Origin of the sequence: Pannonibacter carbonis, assembly GCF_003012935.1 — a bacterium.
GTDB lineage: Bacteria > Pseudomonadota > Alphaproteobacteria > Rhizobiales > Stappiaceae > Pannonibacter > Pannonibacter carbonis.
Genome location: NZ_PUDR01000001.1, coordinates 39298 through 55295 on the forward strand (window position 1 = coordinate 39298; position 15998 = coordinate 55295).

Consider the following 15998-nt stretch of genomic DNA (forward strand, 5'->3'; position numbering starts at 1 on the left):
ACAGCTGAGTTCGACCTCTTGCAACCGGGCCTCCCGGTCATCCTGCGCCGTTCCGCACGCAAAAACCCCCGCGCGGCGGCGCGGGAGTTTTCTGTCATCAGCCGGGAGATCGTGCCTGAGATCAGCCGCCGAAGCCGAAGCCGACCGGCATGTCCGTCAGCGTGATGCCAAAGGGCTCGAGGCTCTTGACGATCCAGGTCTGGTTGTTGCCGATGCGGCGGTTGTATTCCGCCCAAGCCGAAACGAAGCTCTTGAAGGTCTCGTCGGCACCATAGTTGAGGGCAACCACCGAAGGCGTGGACAAGACCGGCGTCGGCACTTTCACGGCACCGATGTTCGGCGCCTTCTTGGAAATGACGAGACCGTTCAGCATCGTGTTGACGAGACCATCGGCCTTGCCCGTTGTCACCGCAATGATGGCTTCATCGCGGGTCTTGAAGCGCAGGATGTTGGCTTTCGGCAGGTATTGCTGCGTGATGAGATCCTGGGCCGATCCCATGTCGACGGCAAATGTGTACTTGGGATCGTTGAGTTCGCCCCAGGTCTTGCCTGTCAGCTCATCCTTGGCCGAGACGATGATGAAGCTGTTGTAGTAGGTCGGATCGGAGAAGGAGACCGACATGGCGCGAACCGGCGTCGCAGTCACGGCGAAGGCCATGTCGACCTTGCCGCTCTGAACGTCGAGGATCGCATTGGCCCAGCTGGATTCAACGATTTCCAGCTTCACATCCAGCGTCTTGGCGATGTCCGAGGCCATGTCGATGACGAAGCCCTGCCATTCCCCGGTCCGCGGATCCTTGTTGAAATACGGTACCTCGTTGAGGATGGCCGGAATGCGCAGGACGCCGCGCGCGCGGATGTCCTCGATCGTGCCCGCACTGGCGGCGCTTGCGCCGATTGACAGGGCCATGGCGGCAACGCCGCAGAGTTTGGCGAAGAAATTCATGGGTCTGATGACCTCCCTTGTTCCCCTGGGATAGCTGGCGGACCGGCCATGCTGCCGGCCTCTCTTGGCCGCCCTCAAGCCTAGAGCCCGTGCTAGGCGGAACAATGCTAGAGACGCCGATGCTCTTATGGCGTTTTTTATATGTTGCTGTCGCCGCCACGCGGCGGATCCAGTACCGGGCCCACCAGTTCGCGCTGGCAGTCTTCGTAGAGACGCTGCACCATCGGGTGCTTCTGCAGGAAGCCGGCCGTGCCGAAGTAGACCCGGACTTCAGGCAGGTTCTCCAGCCGCAGACTGCTGATCACCACGTCCTCAGGCGACACGCACCAGGACGGAATGATGGAAAAGCCGAGCCCCTCCTCGACGCAGCGCTTGACCGACGAACTGCCCGAGGTGGAAATCGACGGCAGGACCGTGGCGCCGTTGCGCCCGAGGAAATCGACCGCGAGATTGCGCAGCGTCTGGCCAGGCTCATAGGTGATGAAGGGGCGCCCCTGCGCCCACAAGGGCACATCCGCAGGCGCAGGCGCGGCACCCCATGAGCGTGGATAGACAAGGCTCAGCCGGTAGCTGCCCAGAAGCCGTTGCGGCACCACAGGATCGCCGAAGAACCGCTCCGAAATGCAAACATCCAGGCTCCCGTTCTTGACCAGTTCGGCGAGCACCGTGTCACGCTCATAGACCGCGAATTCCATGTCCGGAAACTCTTCCCGGAACCGCGTCAGCACCTTCGGAAACAGATAGAAGAAGATCGCCTGGGGCATGCCGACCCGCAGCGCTGACCGCTGGTTTTCGATCAGCTTGGTCAGCCGCTCGAGCATGATGTCGAGTTCGGGATGCAGCAGGCTGTAGAGCGCCCGGCCGCGCGGCGTCAGTGCGATCCGTTTGGCACCTTGTTCGGAATCGATCAGCTTGCCATTGAGGATCTGTTCCAGCCGGCGTACGTGGTTGGCCGCAGACTGATAGCTGAGGTTCAGCTCGCGCGCCGCTCCGGAGAACGAGCCATGCCGGGCGACCTGATAGAAGGTCTGGATGAGCGTGAGGCTGATCTTGGCCATGCGTGTCTCCCTGCCGCACCGCCATAAGGCGCAAGGCTTGCTTAGCCGATACAAAAATTCGCAGCAAGCAAGGCCGTCATCTTGTATCGACGGTTCCGGCCCCGCCCCGCCACACTCCCCCCATTCCAGCCCGCAAGGGCCATCACCTGCAATCGAAGGGGCCGGGTCGACCGTGGCTGCTACGCCTTCCTCCCGCATGACCGTGATCGTCGCCGGCGCCGGCATCGTCGGCAGTGCCTGCGCCTATTTCCTCGGCCAGGCCGGCGCGCAGGTCCATCTGCTGGACGCCAGCGCTCCGGCGGCAGAGGCCTCGGGTGCTGCGGACGGGGCCGTATCAGTTGCTTCCAAGCGCCCCGGCCCGCTGATGACCGCCGCGCTTTCGGGCATTGCGCTGTATCGCGAGCTTGAGGAAAGCGGACCGCTGTCCGGCCTGTTCCACCGCCGCTCGACCTTCATCGTCGCGGCGAGCGAGGACGAGCAGAAGGTGCTGGAGACCCACGCCACCGCGCTTGCCGATGCCGGCGTCGTCATCACCGCCATTGCAGGCGACGACATCCCCAGGCGTTTCCCGGCCCTGTCCAGGGCCGCCAGCCTGATCATTGAAGTGCAAGGCGAAGGCCATGCCATCGGCTATCAGGTGGTCCACCGGCTCATCGCCGCATCGGGGGCAACAGTCCACCGGTCGACGCCTGTCACCCGCCTCGTCCCGGATCGGTCGGGAACACGTCTTGCCGGGGTCGAGACCCCCGCGGGCTTCCTCGGCGCGGATGCGGTGGTGCTGGCGACCGGCAATGGCAGCTCCGCCCTGCTTGGCCTTGCAGATGTACTGACACCACGCAAGGGACAGCTTCTCATTACCGAGCGTGATCCGGCTCTCAACGCCGCCATGCCAGGCTCGATCATGTCGGGCCGGTATCTCCTGTCAAAGGGTAGCCAGAAGACGGCAAGCGCAGCCCCCGCTCCGGCAGGTCCGGCACGCGGTTTCGGCCTTGTGATCGATCCCCTGCGCACCGGCCAGTTCCTTATTGGCGGCACCCGCGAGGATCACGGCAACAAGCAGGAAACGGATCTCTCCGCCGTCTCCCGTATCCTCGCCGATGCGGTTGCGCTGGTCCCCGACCTTGCCCGCCTGCGGCTCTTGCGCAGTTTCGCCGGAGCCCGCGCCGCCGTGCGGGACGGCCTGCCACTGGTTGGCCGGCTTCCCGGCCTCAGCAATGCCGTTGTCGCCACCGGCTTCGAGGGGGATGGCATCTGCCTCGGTCCGGTGATGGGCCGCGCCGTCGCCCGTCTTCTGCTGGACAAGGAACCAGGCCTGGATCTGGCGCCTTTTGCCCCGAACCGGTTTCAGTCCAGCGGAGATGCTGCATGACCCCTGCAACCTTCCGCTGGATGTCGCAAGATGTGCCCTTCCGCCCGGGAGAGACCATCGCTGCAGCCCTGTCTGCCGCAGGCGTCGTTTCCTACGGGCGAGATCAGGCCGGCGCCCCGTCCCGGTATTTCTGCGGCGTCGGCGCGTGCCAGTGCTGTCTTGTCAACGTCGACGGCCGCCCCATCGAGGCCTGCCTGACTTTGGCCCGTCCCGGCCTTTCGGTCACGCCGCTGGAGCTTGACCATGCCTGACATCACGCCGGACACATTAAACCTGACACCGGATGTTCTGATCATCGGCGGCGGCCCGGCCGGAATGTCGGTCGCCATCGAATGCGCCCGCGCAGGCCTTGTCGTTACATTGGTGGAACAACGTCCCCGCCTTGGCGGCGCGATCTTTCGTCAGCCGGTCAACGGGGTCGCTCCGCTCGCACTCGCAGCTGGCCCCGAACGTCTGAAGGCAAGGCTGTTCAAGGACTTTGCTGCACAGGTAGCCCGAATTCACTGTGTCTACGGCGCCCTGTTCGCCGGCCTCGACGCGGATGGGTTGGCCATCGTGGAGGACCGGCAGACCTCGCGCGTCCTGCCGTTCCGCCCACGTGCGCTGGTCCTGGCGACTGGCGCTGTCGAAGCCGTTCTGCCCCGCCCGGGCTGGACCCTGCCCGGCGTCACGACAGCCGGTGGCCTGCAGGTCCTGATGAAGGAAACGGGCCGCGCGCCGCAGGGCCGTGTTGTCCTCGCCGGCTCGGGGCCTTTGCTCCTTGCGCTGGCCGCCCAGCTCATCCGCCTTGGCCGCCCGCCGCTTGCGGTTCTGGAGGCAGGGGATCCGATCCGCCGGCCCGGCGCGAGCCTCGCCCTGCTGGCCCACCCCTCGCTTGTCAGTGAAGCTGCTTCGTATCTCGCGACGATTGCTCTTGCCCGCGTGCCTTGGCATCGCGGAGCACAGTTCGAGCGGATCGATCCCTGCGACCAGGCCCTGATCGTGACCTGGCGCGATCACAAGGGGCACCTCGCAAGCCTTGCAGCCGACCATGTCAGCCTGCACGACGGGCTGGCACCCAACAACTTCGGTCTCCCGGCCGAAGCACGGGGCGGCGTCAAATCTTCTGCAGGCAATCCTCTGGTCATCCGGGTCGGCGATTGCCGCGAGGCCCTTGGTGCCGCTGCCGCCGTCGCTGGAGGCGAGGCCACGGGACGCAATCTCGCTGCTCATCTTCTCACCGGAGGAGAGGTCATTGCGGCCGAAGCAACGCTCGCCCGGCATCGCTCTGCCCAGCATCACATCGCCCGTGCCTTTGCACCGCGCCGGGGACAAGAGCTGGCAACGCAACTGCCCGATGACACCGTGATCTGCCGCTGCGAAGGACGCACTCTCGCGGACCTGAAGAAACTGGTGGCCGAGTCACCAGGCCTGTCGGCGCGCGAACTGAAGCTCAATGGCCGCTTCGCCATGGGCGCCTGTCAGGGCCGCTTCTGTGCCAGCAACGCCGCAAGGCTCCTTGGCGAACTCTCGCACAGCGCGGATCAGGTACCTGTCTCCGCCCTCACGGGCCAGCGCTGGCCCTTGCGCCCCGTTTCCATTGCCGCCCTCGCCGCCGCCGTCGCCGATGCGCCGCAGCCGGGCTCCTCCACCAAAGACGACAAGGACATCAGATGACCCAGCTCAGCACTGCAGCCGTCTTGCGACACGACGAAATCGTCGTCCGCAATCCGTTCGACGGCGTCGAGGCCGGTCGCGTGGCAGAAAGCACGTCGTCGGAGATCGTCGCAGCGCTAACCCGCGCCCGCAAGGCACAAGCCGAGTTCCGCCACTCCACGCCGGCCCGGCGACGGGCTCTTTTGAATGCCCTGGCAGCAGAAATTGCCACCGACGCCGATGCACTCGCCACCCTCATCTGCGCCGAGATGGGAAAGACCATCTGCGAGGCGCGCAATGAGGTGCGCCGGGCCGAGAACACCCTGAAGCTCTCCGGCGACGCAGCCACGTTCCTTGATGGCGAGGCCTTGCACTGCGCCATTGTGGAAGGCGGCGTCGACCGCCTGGCCACCGTGACCTATCAGCCGGTCGGCGTCATCGGAGCGATCACCCCGTTCAACTACCCGCTCAATCTGCTGTGCCACAAGCTTGGCCCCGCCATCGCCGCAGGCAATGCCGTCGTTGCCAAGCCCTCCCCCAAGGCCCCGCTCGCTGCAGCCCGGCTCTGCGAGCTGGCCGTCCGCGCTGGCTGGCCGCGCGACCTCTTCCAGGTCGTGCATGGCGGTGCAGACGCTGCGCTGACCCTCGCCCGCGCGCCCATCGACCTGCTCTCCTTTACGGGCGGCCCCGCTGCCGGTCTCGCCCTGAAGAACGCCAGCGGACTTGTCCGTTGCCTCATGGAGCTGGGCGGAAATGATCCGCTGTTCGTCCTTGCAGATGCCGATCTCGAACGCGCCGTCGCCACGGCCATCGGCCATCGTTTCGAGATCGCCGGCCAGAGCTGCGCTGCGGTGAAGAAGCTGTACCTGCATCACTCCATCGCGGCCGAGTTCACCGAACGGCTTCTTGCAGCCGTTGCGGCGGTCACGACCGGCGATCCGCGAGACTTGGCAACCGATATGGGGCCGGTCATTGATGAGCCCGGTGCCCGCCTCGTTCAGGACCGGATCCTGGCGACGATTGCCGGCGGTGCCAGCCTGCTGGCTGGCGGCACACGTGAGGGTACACTGGTCGCCCCGACGGTCCTTGCCAATGTGGCGGCAGACGCCCCGGTCATTGCCGACGAGACCTTTGGTCCGGTCATTGCCATCCGCACCTTCACCGATGCGCAGGCCGCCATCGCGGAAGTCAACGCAGGCGCCTACGGCCTGCAGGCCGGCGTGTTCACCAACGACCACGCCATGGTGAAGCTGTTCTCGCGCGAGCTCATCGTCGGCGGCGTCATGATCAACGAAGGCCCCGACTTCCGGGCCGAACACGTGCCCTTTGGCGGCGTCAAGCGCAGCGGCCTCGGTCGCGAGGGCGTGCGCATCACCTTGCGCGAAATGAGCGAGCCAAAGGTCGTTATCGACTGAAGGAGACCACCATGCGCATTGCCATCATGGGGGCGTCCGGCCGCGTCGGCACCCGGCTCGTGGAACTGGTCCTCGCCAATCCCGGCCTGGAACTCGCTGCTGCCCTCGTCTCACCGCGCTCAGTGCTCGTCGGCACGCCGGTCGCCGGCGGCAGCATCGAGTATCGGCCAGCCGAAGCGGCGATGAACAGCCATTGCGACCTATTGATCGACTTCTCCTCGCCAGCCGCCTCGCTCGCCCTCCAGCAGCAGGTCGGCCTGAAGCCCATGCCGATGGTGATCGGCACGACCGGCTTCACAGCTGAAGAAGATGCGGCCCTGACCGGTTTTGCGGCCCATCGTCCGATGGTGGTGAGCGCGAACTTCGCCCTCGGTTTCGAGGCCTTCCGGCAGGCGGCGGAACATTTCGCGCGTTTGATGCCGGGCGGCGAAGCCAGCGTCGGCGAGGTCTATCACGCCCGCAAGAAGGTTGATCCCTCCGGCACATCCCGCTGGCTTGCAAGCACGGTCCGCGATGCCCGCTCGGCGGTGATGGGCTTTGCAGCCCCGACCCCGGAGATCCATGTGGAACGCGAAGGCGATACCGTCGGGATCAACGAGGTTCGCTTCGATCTCGGGTCGGCTGAGCTCCTGATGTCCTACCGTGTCCACACGCTAGCTGCCTACGCCGAAGGCGCACTGGCGGCGGCCGATTGGCTGCACACCCGTCGCCCGGCCCATGGCCGCTATTCCCTCGCAGACACAAAGACCGTCTGACCACTCCGGAGACCTTTCCGATGACCGATCTGACCAGCCATTTCCGCGGCGTCTTCACAGCCCTCATCACCCCGTTCCGCGATGGCGCCGTTGATCATGTCGCCTTTGCCGAGCTTGTCGAACGCCAGCTGGAAGCGGGCGTTTCCGGCCTCGTCCCAGTAGGCACAACCGGGGAGGCGGCAACCCTGTCGGAGGAAGAGGCCGAGGATCTCATCGCCCGCACCGTGAAGCTCGCGGCAGGGCGCGCCATGGTCCTTGCTGGCGCCGGGGCCAATGACACGCGCAAGACCATCGAGAAGGTCCAGCGCGCCGAAGACGCCGGCGCTGACGCCGTCCTCGTCGTCACCCCCTACTACAACAAGCCGACCCAGGCCGGACTGGTCGCGCATTACAGCGCGGTGGCCGAGGCGACAAGGCTCCCTGTCGTGCTCTACTCCGTGCCGGGGCGCTGCGGGGTCGAAATAGCGCCGGAAACATGCGCCACTCTTGCGGAACGCCATTCCAACATCGTCGCCATCAAGGAAGCTGGCGGCACGGCCACCCGCGTCACCCAGATCCGCCAGGCCTGCGGCGACCGGCTCATCATCCACTCCGGCGACGACGGACTGACCCTGCCTTTCCTGTCTGTTGGAGCTATCGGCGTCACGTCGGTGGTATCCAATGTTGCCCCCCGCGAGATGGTCCAGCTGGTCAGGGCCTGGGAAGCCGGCGACACAGCCCGGGCGCTTGAGCTGCACGAACTCATTGCCGAACTCACGGATGGCATGTTCATTGAGTCCAATCCGGGCCCGGTGAAGGCAGCGCTTGCCTTGTCCAACCTGGCTGGACCGGAACTTCGCCTGCCGATGGTGCCGGTCAGCGACGCCAGCCGCCAGAAGATTGCAGCGATCCTCGGCCGCTTCACCCATGCGGCCGCAGCCTTCCAAGAAATGCGCTAAGGCCCCGTCCTTGCTTTGCATTGCAGCAGAGCGAGACGGCATGAAACAGTCAGACTGCCCGTCCGTGCCCGCTGCGGCCGGGCCAATATCAAGGATCCCTCACGTGCCTGACGCGTGAGCCAGAATCCAGGGGAACAGCAATGCGAACAATGACAGTGGCCAGAGGTCACCAGGCGCGGGGAGGCACCTCGTGACATACACTTGGGATTTTCACTCGGTCTGGCAATACCGCGACCTGTTCATGTGGGGGCTCTGGATCAGCGTCGTCTACACCGTCGGGTCAATCGTGCTTGGCATCCTGATCGGCTTCCTGACCTGCGCCATGCGGCTATCCGGATGGCGGATCCTGAGCTTCATCGCCAGGGTCTATCAGGAGATTTTCCGCTGCACCCCGCTTCTGGTGCAGTTGCTGTGGTTCTACTACGCCTTCCCGCTGCTGATCGGCGCGTCCATCGACAACCGCGTCGCGGCGCTGCTCACCCTGTCGCTCTATGTCGGCGCCTTCTACGCCGAGATCTTCCGGGGCGGGATCGTCTCTATCGACAAGGGACAACGCGAGGCCGCAGCTGCCATCGGGATGAGTTCCTGGCAGGCCATGCATCGCATCATCCTGCCGCAGGCGTTGAAGCGGATGCTGCCGTCCTTCATCAACCAGTCGGTGATCCAGTTCAAGAACACATCTCTGGTCTCGGTCATCTCGGTCGCGGACCTCGCCTACATGGCGGCCGTGGTCAACGGCCAGACCTACCGGCCGCTGGAATCCTACACCTTCATGGCCGTGCTCTACATCGCCCTGCTGCTTCCCATGACGCAGATCGCCGACTGGGTGGAAAAGCGCCTGCGGGTCAGTGATTGAGGAGATCCAGATGACCACCACATCCACGGCCACCGCACCTGTCATCGAGGCAATCGGCCTGCGCAAGACGTTTGGCACCCATGAGGTGCTGAAAGGCCTCAACCTCGGTCTCGCTCGCGGCGAGGTCGTCGCCCTCATTGGTCCGTCCGGCTCGGGCAAGTCGACCTTCATCCGGTGCCTGAACCGGATGGAGCACCCGACCGGCGGCGAGATCCGTTTCCGTGACAAGCCGGTAGGCGAATCCTTTCGCGACAGCGAAGCTGCAATCGGCATCGGCACATTGCGGCGTCACGTCGGCATGGTATTCCAGCACTTCAACCTGTTCCCGCACAAGACCGTGCTGCAGAACGTCACTGAAGGGCCAATTGTCGTCTGCAAGCGCCCGCGTCGGGAAACAGAAGAGCTGGCCAAGGACCTCCTGGCCCAGGTCGGTCTTTCCGACAAGCATGCAGCCTTCCCCAATCACCTGTCAGGTGGCCAGAAGCAGCGCGTCGCCATTGCCCGGGCGCTTGCCATGCAGCCGGATGTCCTGCTCCTCGATGAGGTGACAAGTGCGCTCGATCCGGAACTGGTCGGTGAGGTGCTGGCGGTCATTCGCTCGCTCGCCGAGGCTGGCATGACCATGGCCATCGTCACCCACGAAATGGCCTTTGCCGCCGAGGTCGCAAGCCGCGTGCTTTTTCTGGACCAGGGCGTCATCGCCGAGGAAGGCAGTCCGGCCGAGGTCATTCTCAATCCCGCCAATCCGCGCCTGCAGGCCTTTGTTGCCCGTTTCAAGGCCTGAGCTCGGACCCCGGTGCAATCCAGCCATCGGGATCCGGTCGGACCTGCGCGATGCACAAGCATTTTCAAGGCGGGATGCAGCCGCGTCCGCAAGCCTTGGTACGAGGACACCGGAATGACCCTCAAGCGCATTACCATTTTCGGAGCCGGCAACATCGGCAGCGCCCTTGCCACACTCCTTGCCCGCACCGGCCGTTTTGAACTGACCGTCTGCGATGTTTCCGAGGACGCGCTTGAGCCCTTGCGGGCGCACTCCCCGGCGGTTCGGCTGCTGCGATTGCCGCGCGGGGAAGAGCATCAGGCGCTCGCCCCCGGCTGTGACCTCGTCATTGGGGCAGTTCCCGACCAGGCACTCCCCATGGTCGCCTCGGCGGCTCTCAAGGCTTGCTGCCACTATCTCGACTTCGTCTCGACACCCGACCCGCTAAAACCGATTCTCGCCGATCTTGCGCGCACACGAACCGTTCTTCCGGCGAGCGGTGTGTCGCCCGGGTTCGTCGGTGCACTGGCCGCCTCCCTGCTTCAGGGCTTTTCACCGGTCGGCGATCTGATCATTCGGGTCGGCGCCATCCCGCGCTACCCGACCAACCGGCTCGGCTACGGCCAGATCTGGAATGTTGACGGCTTGATCGAGGAATACACCCGTCCGAGCGCCGCGATCCGCGATAGCCAACGGGTGAACGTCAGTCCGCTCGAGGACTATGAGCGCCTCACCGTCGACGGCATGGCGCTGGAGGCCTTCACCACCTCCGGCGGCATGTGCGACCTCGACGTCTTTGCCCCCTTTGCGCCGCGCAACGTCACGGTGAAGACCATACGTTACCCCGGTCATCTCGATTACATGCGCTTCCTGCTGGATGACCTGGGCCTGCGCCATCGCCGGGACATGCTGCGGTCTCTGCTGATGAACGGGTTGCCGGTGATCGAGGACGATGTGCTGCATGTTCTGTTGACCGCTCGCGGGACACGGGGGCGACAGCCAAGTGAGCGAACCCTCCGCTACAGCTTTGCCCCCAACCCCGATGTTGGCCCGTTCAATGCGCTGACATCACTTGCAACAGGCTATGCGACCAGCCTTATCTGCGCGCTCGCAGACGGTCTCTTGCCTGCAGCAGGCATGGTGACACCGCAGATGCTCGATGCGGGCACACTGCTTGCCTCGCCCTTCATCGCGCCCCTGCTTGAAGCCTGAGGCTGCTTCACACAGCCTCGGGCCGATCCAGCAGCTCAAGCAACTGCTGGAACCGCAGGCCCGCCATGGACACTCCGTCCAGCACCATGTCGTCCAGTTCGTCCTCGGCCGGCGCGCTGCCGCCCTTGCCGCGCAGCGTCGTCGTGCGCAAGCGGTCGGCAAGGAAAATAGCCAGGGCCTTGTAGAACCGCGCCGCAAAGGCCGGTGTCTCGGCGAGGCGCTTCTCGATCAGCGCCTTCTCCAGCGCCAGCACGCGGGTTTCGCGCGCCGCCTCGACCGTTGCCGAGGGCGGGGCCTTGTCGACGAAGGACATTTCACCCAGGATCTCACCGCTCGACAGGCTCGCCACCACGCCGACGCCGCTGACGCGCACATCCACCTGCCCGTCCAGCACGATGAACAGATGCGCCGTCGCGCGCCCTTCCTCGATCAGCACCTGGCCCGGCTTGAGGCTCACCCGCCGGCCGGCCTGCCCCATCCAGGCGATGTCCGCATCATCGAGCTGACCAAGGATGTAAAGCACCTTGCGCATGAAATAACTCCCTCAAAAAATCTCAGACGAGCTGCCGGCGGGCATGGGCGGCAAAGGCCCCGTTCGCCTGCATCAGCTCCGTGAATGATCCGGTCTCGACCACCCGGCCACGGTCCAGCATGACAATCCGGTCCACCTTCTCGATGGTGCTGAGCCGGTGCGCGATGACGACGCGCGTGACGGGCAGGTTCGCCAGCGTCTCGGTGACGATGGCCTGCGTGCGGTTGTCGAGCGCGCTGGTGGCCTCGTCCAGCAGCAGGATCGCAGGCTTGCTGACCAGCGCGCGCGCGATCAGGATGCGTTGCCGCTGTCCGCCGGACAGGGTGCCACCGCCATCGAGCAGCACCGTATGCATGCCCATCGGCATCTGCTCTATATCCCGGTCCAGCCCCACCAGCCGCGCCGCCTCCAGCGCCTCATCAAGGCCGAGGCCGCTTTCGCCGGCGATGTTGGCGTGAATGCTGCCGGCCATGATCCGGCCATGCTGCAGCACCACGCCGATCTGGCGGCGCAGGTCCGACAGGTCGAGCCGGTTTAGCGAATGCCCGTCATAGAAGATGTCGCCCAGCTCCGGCCGGTCAAAGCCCAGGAGCAGGCGCAGCAGCGTCGACTTGCCCGAGCCCGAGGCCCCGACGATGGCGACGAATTCCCCCCGCTCGATCTTCACCGTCAGTTCGCTGAGCGCGCGCGGTGCCATCTCGCTGTAGCGGAACGACACGTTGCGGATATCGATGGCCCCGGCGAGCGTCACCGGACGGCTGTCGACCGGCGGGGTATCCGGCACGGCCGAGATGATCGGCTCAGCACGCTCGATCAGCGGAATGGCCGTCAGCGATTGCGTCAGCGCTCCCGCCAGCGCCGAGATTGCCGCCAGAACCTGCGCGAAGGCCGTTGTCACGGTGACGAAGTCTGCCAGCGAGAACGCCGGCGCGGTGCCGCCTTTCAGCGCATCCGCCTTCATCAGATAGACGATGGTGGCATAAAGGGTCAGCGTCGCCAGTTGCGGCAGCAAGGCATCCAGCGTCGCCTGCCAGTTCGCCCAGCGCCCAGCGGCGACCGTATGGCCGATGTTGCGCGAAAACAGGCTGGCCCAGCGGGCAAAGCCCATTCGTTCGCTGGCCGAGGCGCGCAGCTTGCCGAGCCCCATCAGCATCTGCACGACGAAGCTGTCGAGCCGTCCTTTCTCGGTCAGGCGCCGGCGCTCGTGCAACAGGCCCCGGTAGCTGACAAAACCATTCGCAGCCCCCAGAACCAGCGCCAGTCCCAGCGCCAGCAGCGCCAGCCGCCAGTCGACCGTCAGGATCGGAATGAGGCTGATCAGGCTGAAGACGCTGCTCGCCGCAGCGCTCGAAAAGCTCTGGGTGATCACCTGGCGCGCGCTCTGGATACCCAGCACACGGTCCGTGATATCGCCCACGGAGAAAGCGCGGAAAAACGCCGGCGGCATGCGCAGGAGCCGCAGCAGCAGCGCCGGCTGCAGCCGGCCCTCGAAGCCAAGTTCCGACCGCAACATGGTCAGCGCCTTGCCGGCCTCGAACACGGTGCGCGCCAGTGCCGCCGCCACCAGCCCGCCGACGATGACACCGGTCAGCCCGATGTCGCCATAGGGAATGGCATTGCTGATCAGGAAGCGGGAGCCATAGGGCACGAGCATGGCCAGCAAGGCCGCTGCCAGCATCAAGGCCACCAGACGCACCCGGTCGGCCCCGAGCGTCGCAAATCCGAAGAAGAACAGGTCCCGGAACCGCAGCGGATGGGAGGGCAGCGCCGGATAGAGCTGCAGCGCATCGGCCGCAAGTCCGCCTTCGCCGCTGCCTTCCATGGCGTCGCGCGCGACGGGGCGGGCAACGCCCCGGTCACGCATCACCCACTGCCCCTTGATGCAGATCAGCGCCACAGGCCGCCGTTCCGGCCCGAGATAGCCGAGCATCGGCGGTCCCGGCTGGCGCGTCCAGCCCGGCCGCAGCAGGACACTGCGCGAGATCATCTGGTGCCGCGCCAGCACAGCCTGCAGCCGTGCGCCCGCGTCACGGGTCTCCGCAGCCATCTCGAAGGCCTCAAGCCGCGGCGTCACGGCCATGGCCGAGAGCACGCAGACGAGCGCGGATTTCAGCGGATCAGTGCCGGCGGTCAGGGCGAGCGCGCTGCCCCTTGCGGCCGCTCCTCCGCGCTCGGCCAGTTCAGCCAGCGCGTCGGTCGTGATCGCCTCACCACGCCGGCGGCGGCGCTCGCGCCAGTCCTCGCCGCCCGAGGCTGCAAGGGGCGCAAGGCCGGCGTCAGCGCCGTTCTCATCGGGGGATGGCCGGGTCTCATGCATCGTCCCGCCTCCTCAATGTCCGCCCGAGCGGATCAGCTCGGCGTAGTCGCCGTCTGCCGCCATCAGGCTGTCATGGGTTCCGCGCTCGACGATGCGTCCCGTGTCCATGACGATGATCTCGCTGCAGTCGCGCACGGTGCTGAGCCTGTGCGCGATGATGATGGTGGTGCAGCCACGCCGGCGCAGATTGTCGTCGATCAGCTTTTCCGTCTGCGGATCCAGCGCCGCCGTCGCCTCGTCGAGGATCAGCACCGCCGGGTCGCCGACCAGTGCCCTTGCAATTTCCAGCCGCTGCCTCTGACCGCCAGAGAAATTGCGCCCGCCTTCCTCGACATGCGCGTCCAACTCACCGGACCGCGCCACGATGTCATCAAGGATCGCCGCATCCTCCAGCGCCCGCGTGATAACATTGTCCGGCACATCCGGATTCCAGAGCGTGAGGTTCTCCCGCACCGTTCCCTCGAACAGGAAAATTTCCTGGTCGACATAAGCAATATTCGCCGCACGCCGGTACTGGTCGAGATCGTTGAGGGGAATGCCGTCGATGCGCACATCGCCGGACCACGGCGCGACAAGGCCGCAGATGATGCGGCCGAGCGAAGACTTGCCGCAGCCCGATCGCCCCACCAGCCCGATCCTCTCGCCCGGCGCCGCAAACAGGGAAATCCCGTCAAACAGCGGTTCGTCCAGCGGATTGTAGCCATAGCGGATCGCGTTGACCTCGAGCTGCCCACCGAGCAGCACCGGCCCGCCGACCCCTCCGTCCGCCGGCGGTTCGGTCAGCGGATCCGGCGGATTGCGCATGGCGTCATCCACCCGGTTGAGATCGGCGCGGATACTGGCGAGTTTCGGCGACAATTCGACCAGGCTGACCAGCGGTGCGGTAAAGCTCGCCGCCAGCAGCTGGAACGCCACCAGATCGCCGATCGTCAGCCCGCCCTGCATCACCCGCATTGCCCCGACACCAAGGATCGCCGCATCGATCAGGCCGCTCAGCAGCGTGGGCGCAAGCGAGGTGATCATCGACTTGGCCCCCAGCGCCTGCGATGTGTTGAGCATTCGCGCGTGGATGCCGGCCCAGCGCCCGAACGAGCTGGTTTCCAGCCCCGACGCCTTGATGGTCTCGATGTTGTAGATGATCCCGACAGTCGCCCCGCCGAGCTTGCCCTGCTCCACCGACAGGCGGATCGAATCCTGCCGCAGCCGCTTCTGCACAAGGCGCAGCACGAACAGGTTCGGCAGTCCGAGGGCAACGGTCATGAGGCCGAGCGCCGGATCGTAGCCGATCAGGACCAGGGCAAAGAACACCAGCGTGCCCCAGTTCAGGATGGCATTGGCCATGTCCGACGAGATCACCTCGGCCACCCGGCCGCTCGCCTCGATGCGTTCGGCAATTTCGCCGGGACTTCGCTGCGAGAAAAATGCCATCGGCAGGTGCAGCACCCGCCAGATGAAGGCGCTCGCCCCGGTGATGGTCAGCTTGGTCTGCAGCCTCAGGATCAGCGAGGCCCGCAGATGGGTCAGCGCAGCCCGGATCACCGCCGTTGCAGCCAGCGCGATGAACAGCGGTTTTACCCAGTGCTCCTGCTGCATCATCAAGACGCCGTCGACGAACAGCTTGGCATAGACCGGCAGGACAACGCCCGGGATCACCATGGCAAGGCTGAGCAGCGCAATCAGCCCCAGCCCCTTCTTGGAATTGGCAACCCGGCTGCGGAAGGCAGCCAGAAGACCGGCGGGCTTGGCCGTGCGGCGGAACTCCGGCGTCCGCTCGAAGGTCAGCACCACGCCGGTGAAGGCTTCCGACAGTTCCTCGCGCGTGATCATGCGCGGGCCGGTCGCCGGGTCATTGATGAAGGCATGCGTCGCGTTCATGCCCTCGAACACCACATAGTGGTTGAAGTTCCAGTGCAGGATCGCCGGCCAGGGCAGGTCAACCAGACCCTCCGGTTCCTTGCGGTATCCCTTGGCGGTCATCCCGTAACGGCGGGCGGCCTTCAGCACGTTGCTGGCCTTGGAGCCGTCGCGCGAGACGCCGCAGGCGATGCGCAGTTCCTCCAGCGGGATCCACGCGCCATAATGCGCCAGGATCATCGCAAGGCTCGCCGCGCCGCATTCCACCGCTTCCATCTGCAGGATGGACGGGGTCTGCTTGCGCCGGCGATGCTGCGGCTTGATCGGGGTTTTCTGCTCGCTCATGAC

General features: G+C 65.5%; 14 protein-coding genes. 9 read left to right on the forward strand and 5 right to left on the reverse strand.

Annotated elements, in window-relative coordinates:
* Positions 1–121 precede the first annotated feature (121 nt).
* Both C8348_RS00185 and C8348_RS00190 read right to left on the reverse strand, forming a co-directional pair.
* On the reverse strand, positions 122–946 hold the full coding sequence (locus C8348_RS00185; protein WP_106751249.1) for a transporter substrate-binding domain-containing protein: 825 nt from the start codon (positions 944–946) through the stop codon (positions 122–124).
* Positions 947–1083: 137 nt separating this feature from the next.
* Positions 1084–2004, reverse strand: coding sequence for a LysR family transcriptional regulator (locus C8348_RS00190; RefSeq protein ID WP_106751250.1), 921 nt, complete (start codon positions 2002–2004; stop codon positions 1084–1086).
* A gap of 172 nt (positions 2005–2176) precedes the next feature.
* Here C8348_RS00190 and C8348_RS00195 point away from each other — a divergent pair, with 172 nt between their 5' ends.
* From C8348_RS00195 to C8348_RS00235, 9 genes are all read left to right on the forward strand, one after another.
* Positions 2177–3373: an NAD(P)/FAD-dependent oxidoreductase gene (locus C8348_RS00195; RefSeq protein WP_198646866.1), complete on the forward strand. Its 1197-nt coding sequence runs from the start codon at positions 2177–2179 to the stop codon at positions 3371–3373.
* On the forward strand, positions 3370–3624 hold the full coding sequence (locus C8348_RS00200) for a 2Fe-2S iron-sulfur cluster-binding protein (protein ID WP_106751252.1): 255 nt from the start codon (positions 3370–3372) through the stop codon (positions 3622–3624). Before C8348_RS00195 ends, C8348_RS00200 begins: the two co-directional genes overlap by 4 nt.
* Positions 3617–5029: an FAD-dependent oxidoreductase gene (locus C8348_RS00205; protein WP_106751253.1), complete on the forward strand. Its 1413-nt coding sequence runs from the start codon at positions 3617–3619 to the stop codon at positions 5027–5029. The genes C8348_RS00200 and C8348_RS00205 overlap by 8 nt, the downstream gene beginning before the upstream one ends.
* Positions 5026–6423, forward strand: a complete 1398-nt coding sequence (locus C8348_RS00210; protein ID WP_106751254.1) for an aldehyde dehydrogenase family protein — start codon at positions 5026–5028, stop codon at positions 6421–6423. Before C8348_RS00205 ends, C8348_RS00210 begins: the two co-directional genes overlap by 4 nt.
* Positions 6424–6434: 11 nt before the next feature.
* The gene (locus tag C8348_RS00215) at positions 6435–7178 is read left to right on the forward strand and encodes a 4-hydroxy-tetrahydrodipicolinate reductase (protein WP_106751255.1); all 744 of its coding nucleotides are present in this window, start codon (positions 6435–6437) and stop codon (positions 7176–7178) included.
* Between the two features lie 20 nt (positions 7179–7198).
* A complete protein-coding gene (gene dapA, locus C8348_RS00220) occupies positions 7199–8116 on the forward strand; it encodes a 4-hydroxy-tetrahydrodipicolinate synthase (RefSeq protein ID WP_106751256.1) in 918 nt (305 codons plus the stop codon).
* A 190-nt stretch (positions 8117–8306) separates the two neighbouring features.
* A complete protein-coding gene (locus C8348_RS00225; protein ID WP_106751257.1) occupies positions 8307–8972 on the forward strand; it encodes an amino acid ABC transporter permease in 666 nt (221 codons plus the stop codon).
* A gap of 10 nt (positions 8973–8982) precedes the next feature.
* Positions 8983–9756: an amino acid ABC transporter ATP-binding protein gene (locus C8348_RS00230; RefSeq protein ID WP_106751258.1), complete on the forward strand. Its 774-nt coding sequence runs from the start codon at positions 8983–8985 to the stop codon at positions 9754–9756.
* A gap of 114 nt (positions 9757–9870) precedes the next feature.
* Positions 9871–10947: a saccharopine dehydrogenase family protein gene (locus C8348_RS00235; protein ID WP_106751259.1), complete on the forward strand. Its 1077-nt coding sequence runs from the start codon at positions 9871–9873 to the stop codon at positions 10945–10947.
* 7 nt (positions 10948–10954) lie between these two features.
* Here C8348_RS00235 and C8348_RS00240 read toward each other — a convergent pair whose 3' ends face one another.
* Genes C8348_RS00240 through C8348_RS00250 form a run of 3 tightly spaced genes read right to left on the reverse strand, consistent with a single transcriptional unit; the run spans position 10955 to position 15995 of the window.
* Entirely contained in the window at positions 10955–11479 is a 525-nt protein-coding gene (locus tag C8348_RS00240; RefSeq protein WP_106751260.1) for a cyclic nucleotide-binding domain-containing protein, read from the reverse strand.
* Positions 11480–11501: 22 nt separating this feature from the next.
* Positions 11502–13796: an NHLP bacteriocin export ABC transporter permease/ATPase subunit gene (locus tag C8348_RS00245; protein WP_106751261.1), complete on the reverse strand. Its 2295-nt coding sequence runs from the start codon at positions 13794–13796 to the stop codon at positions 11502–11504.
* Positions 13797–13808: 12 nt separating this feature from the next.
* Positions 13809–15995, reverse strand: coding sequence for an NHLP family bacteriocin export ABC transporter peptidase/permease/ATPase subunit (locus C8348_RS00250; protein WP_106751262.1), 2187 nt, complete (start codon positions 15993–15995; stop codon positions 13809–13811).
* Positions 15996–15998 lie beyond the last annotated feature (3 nt).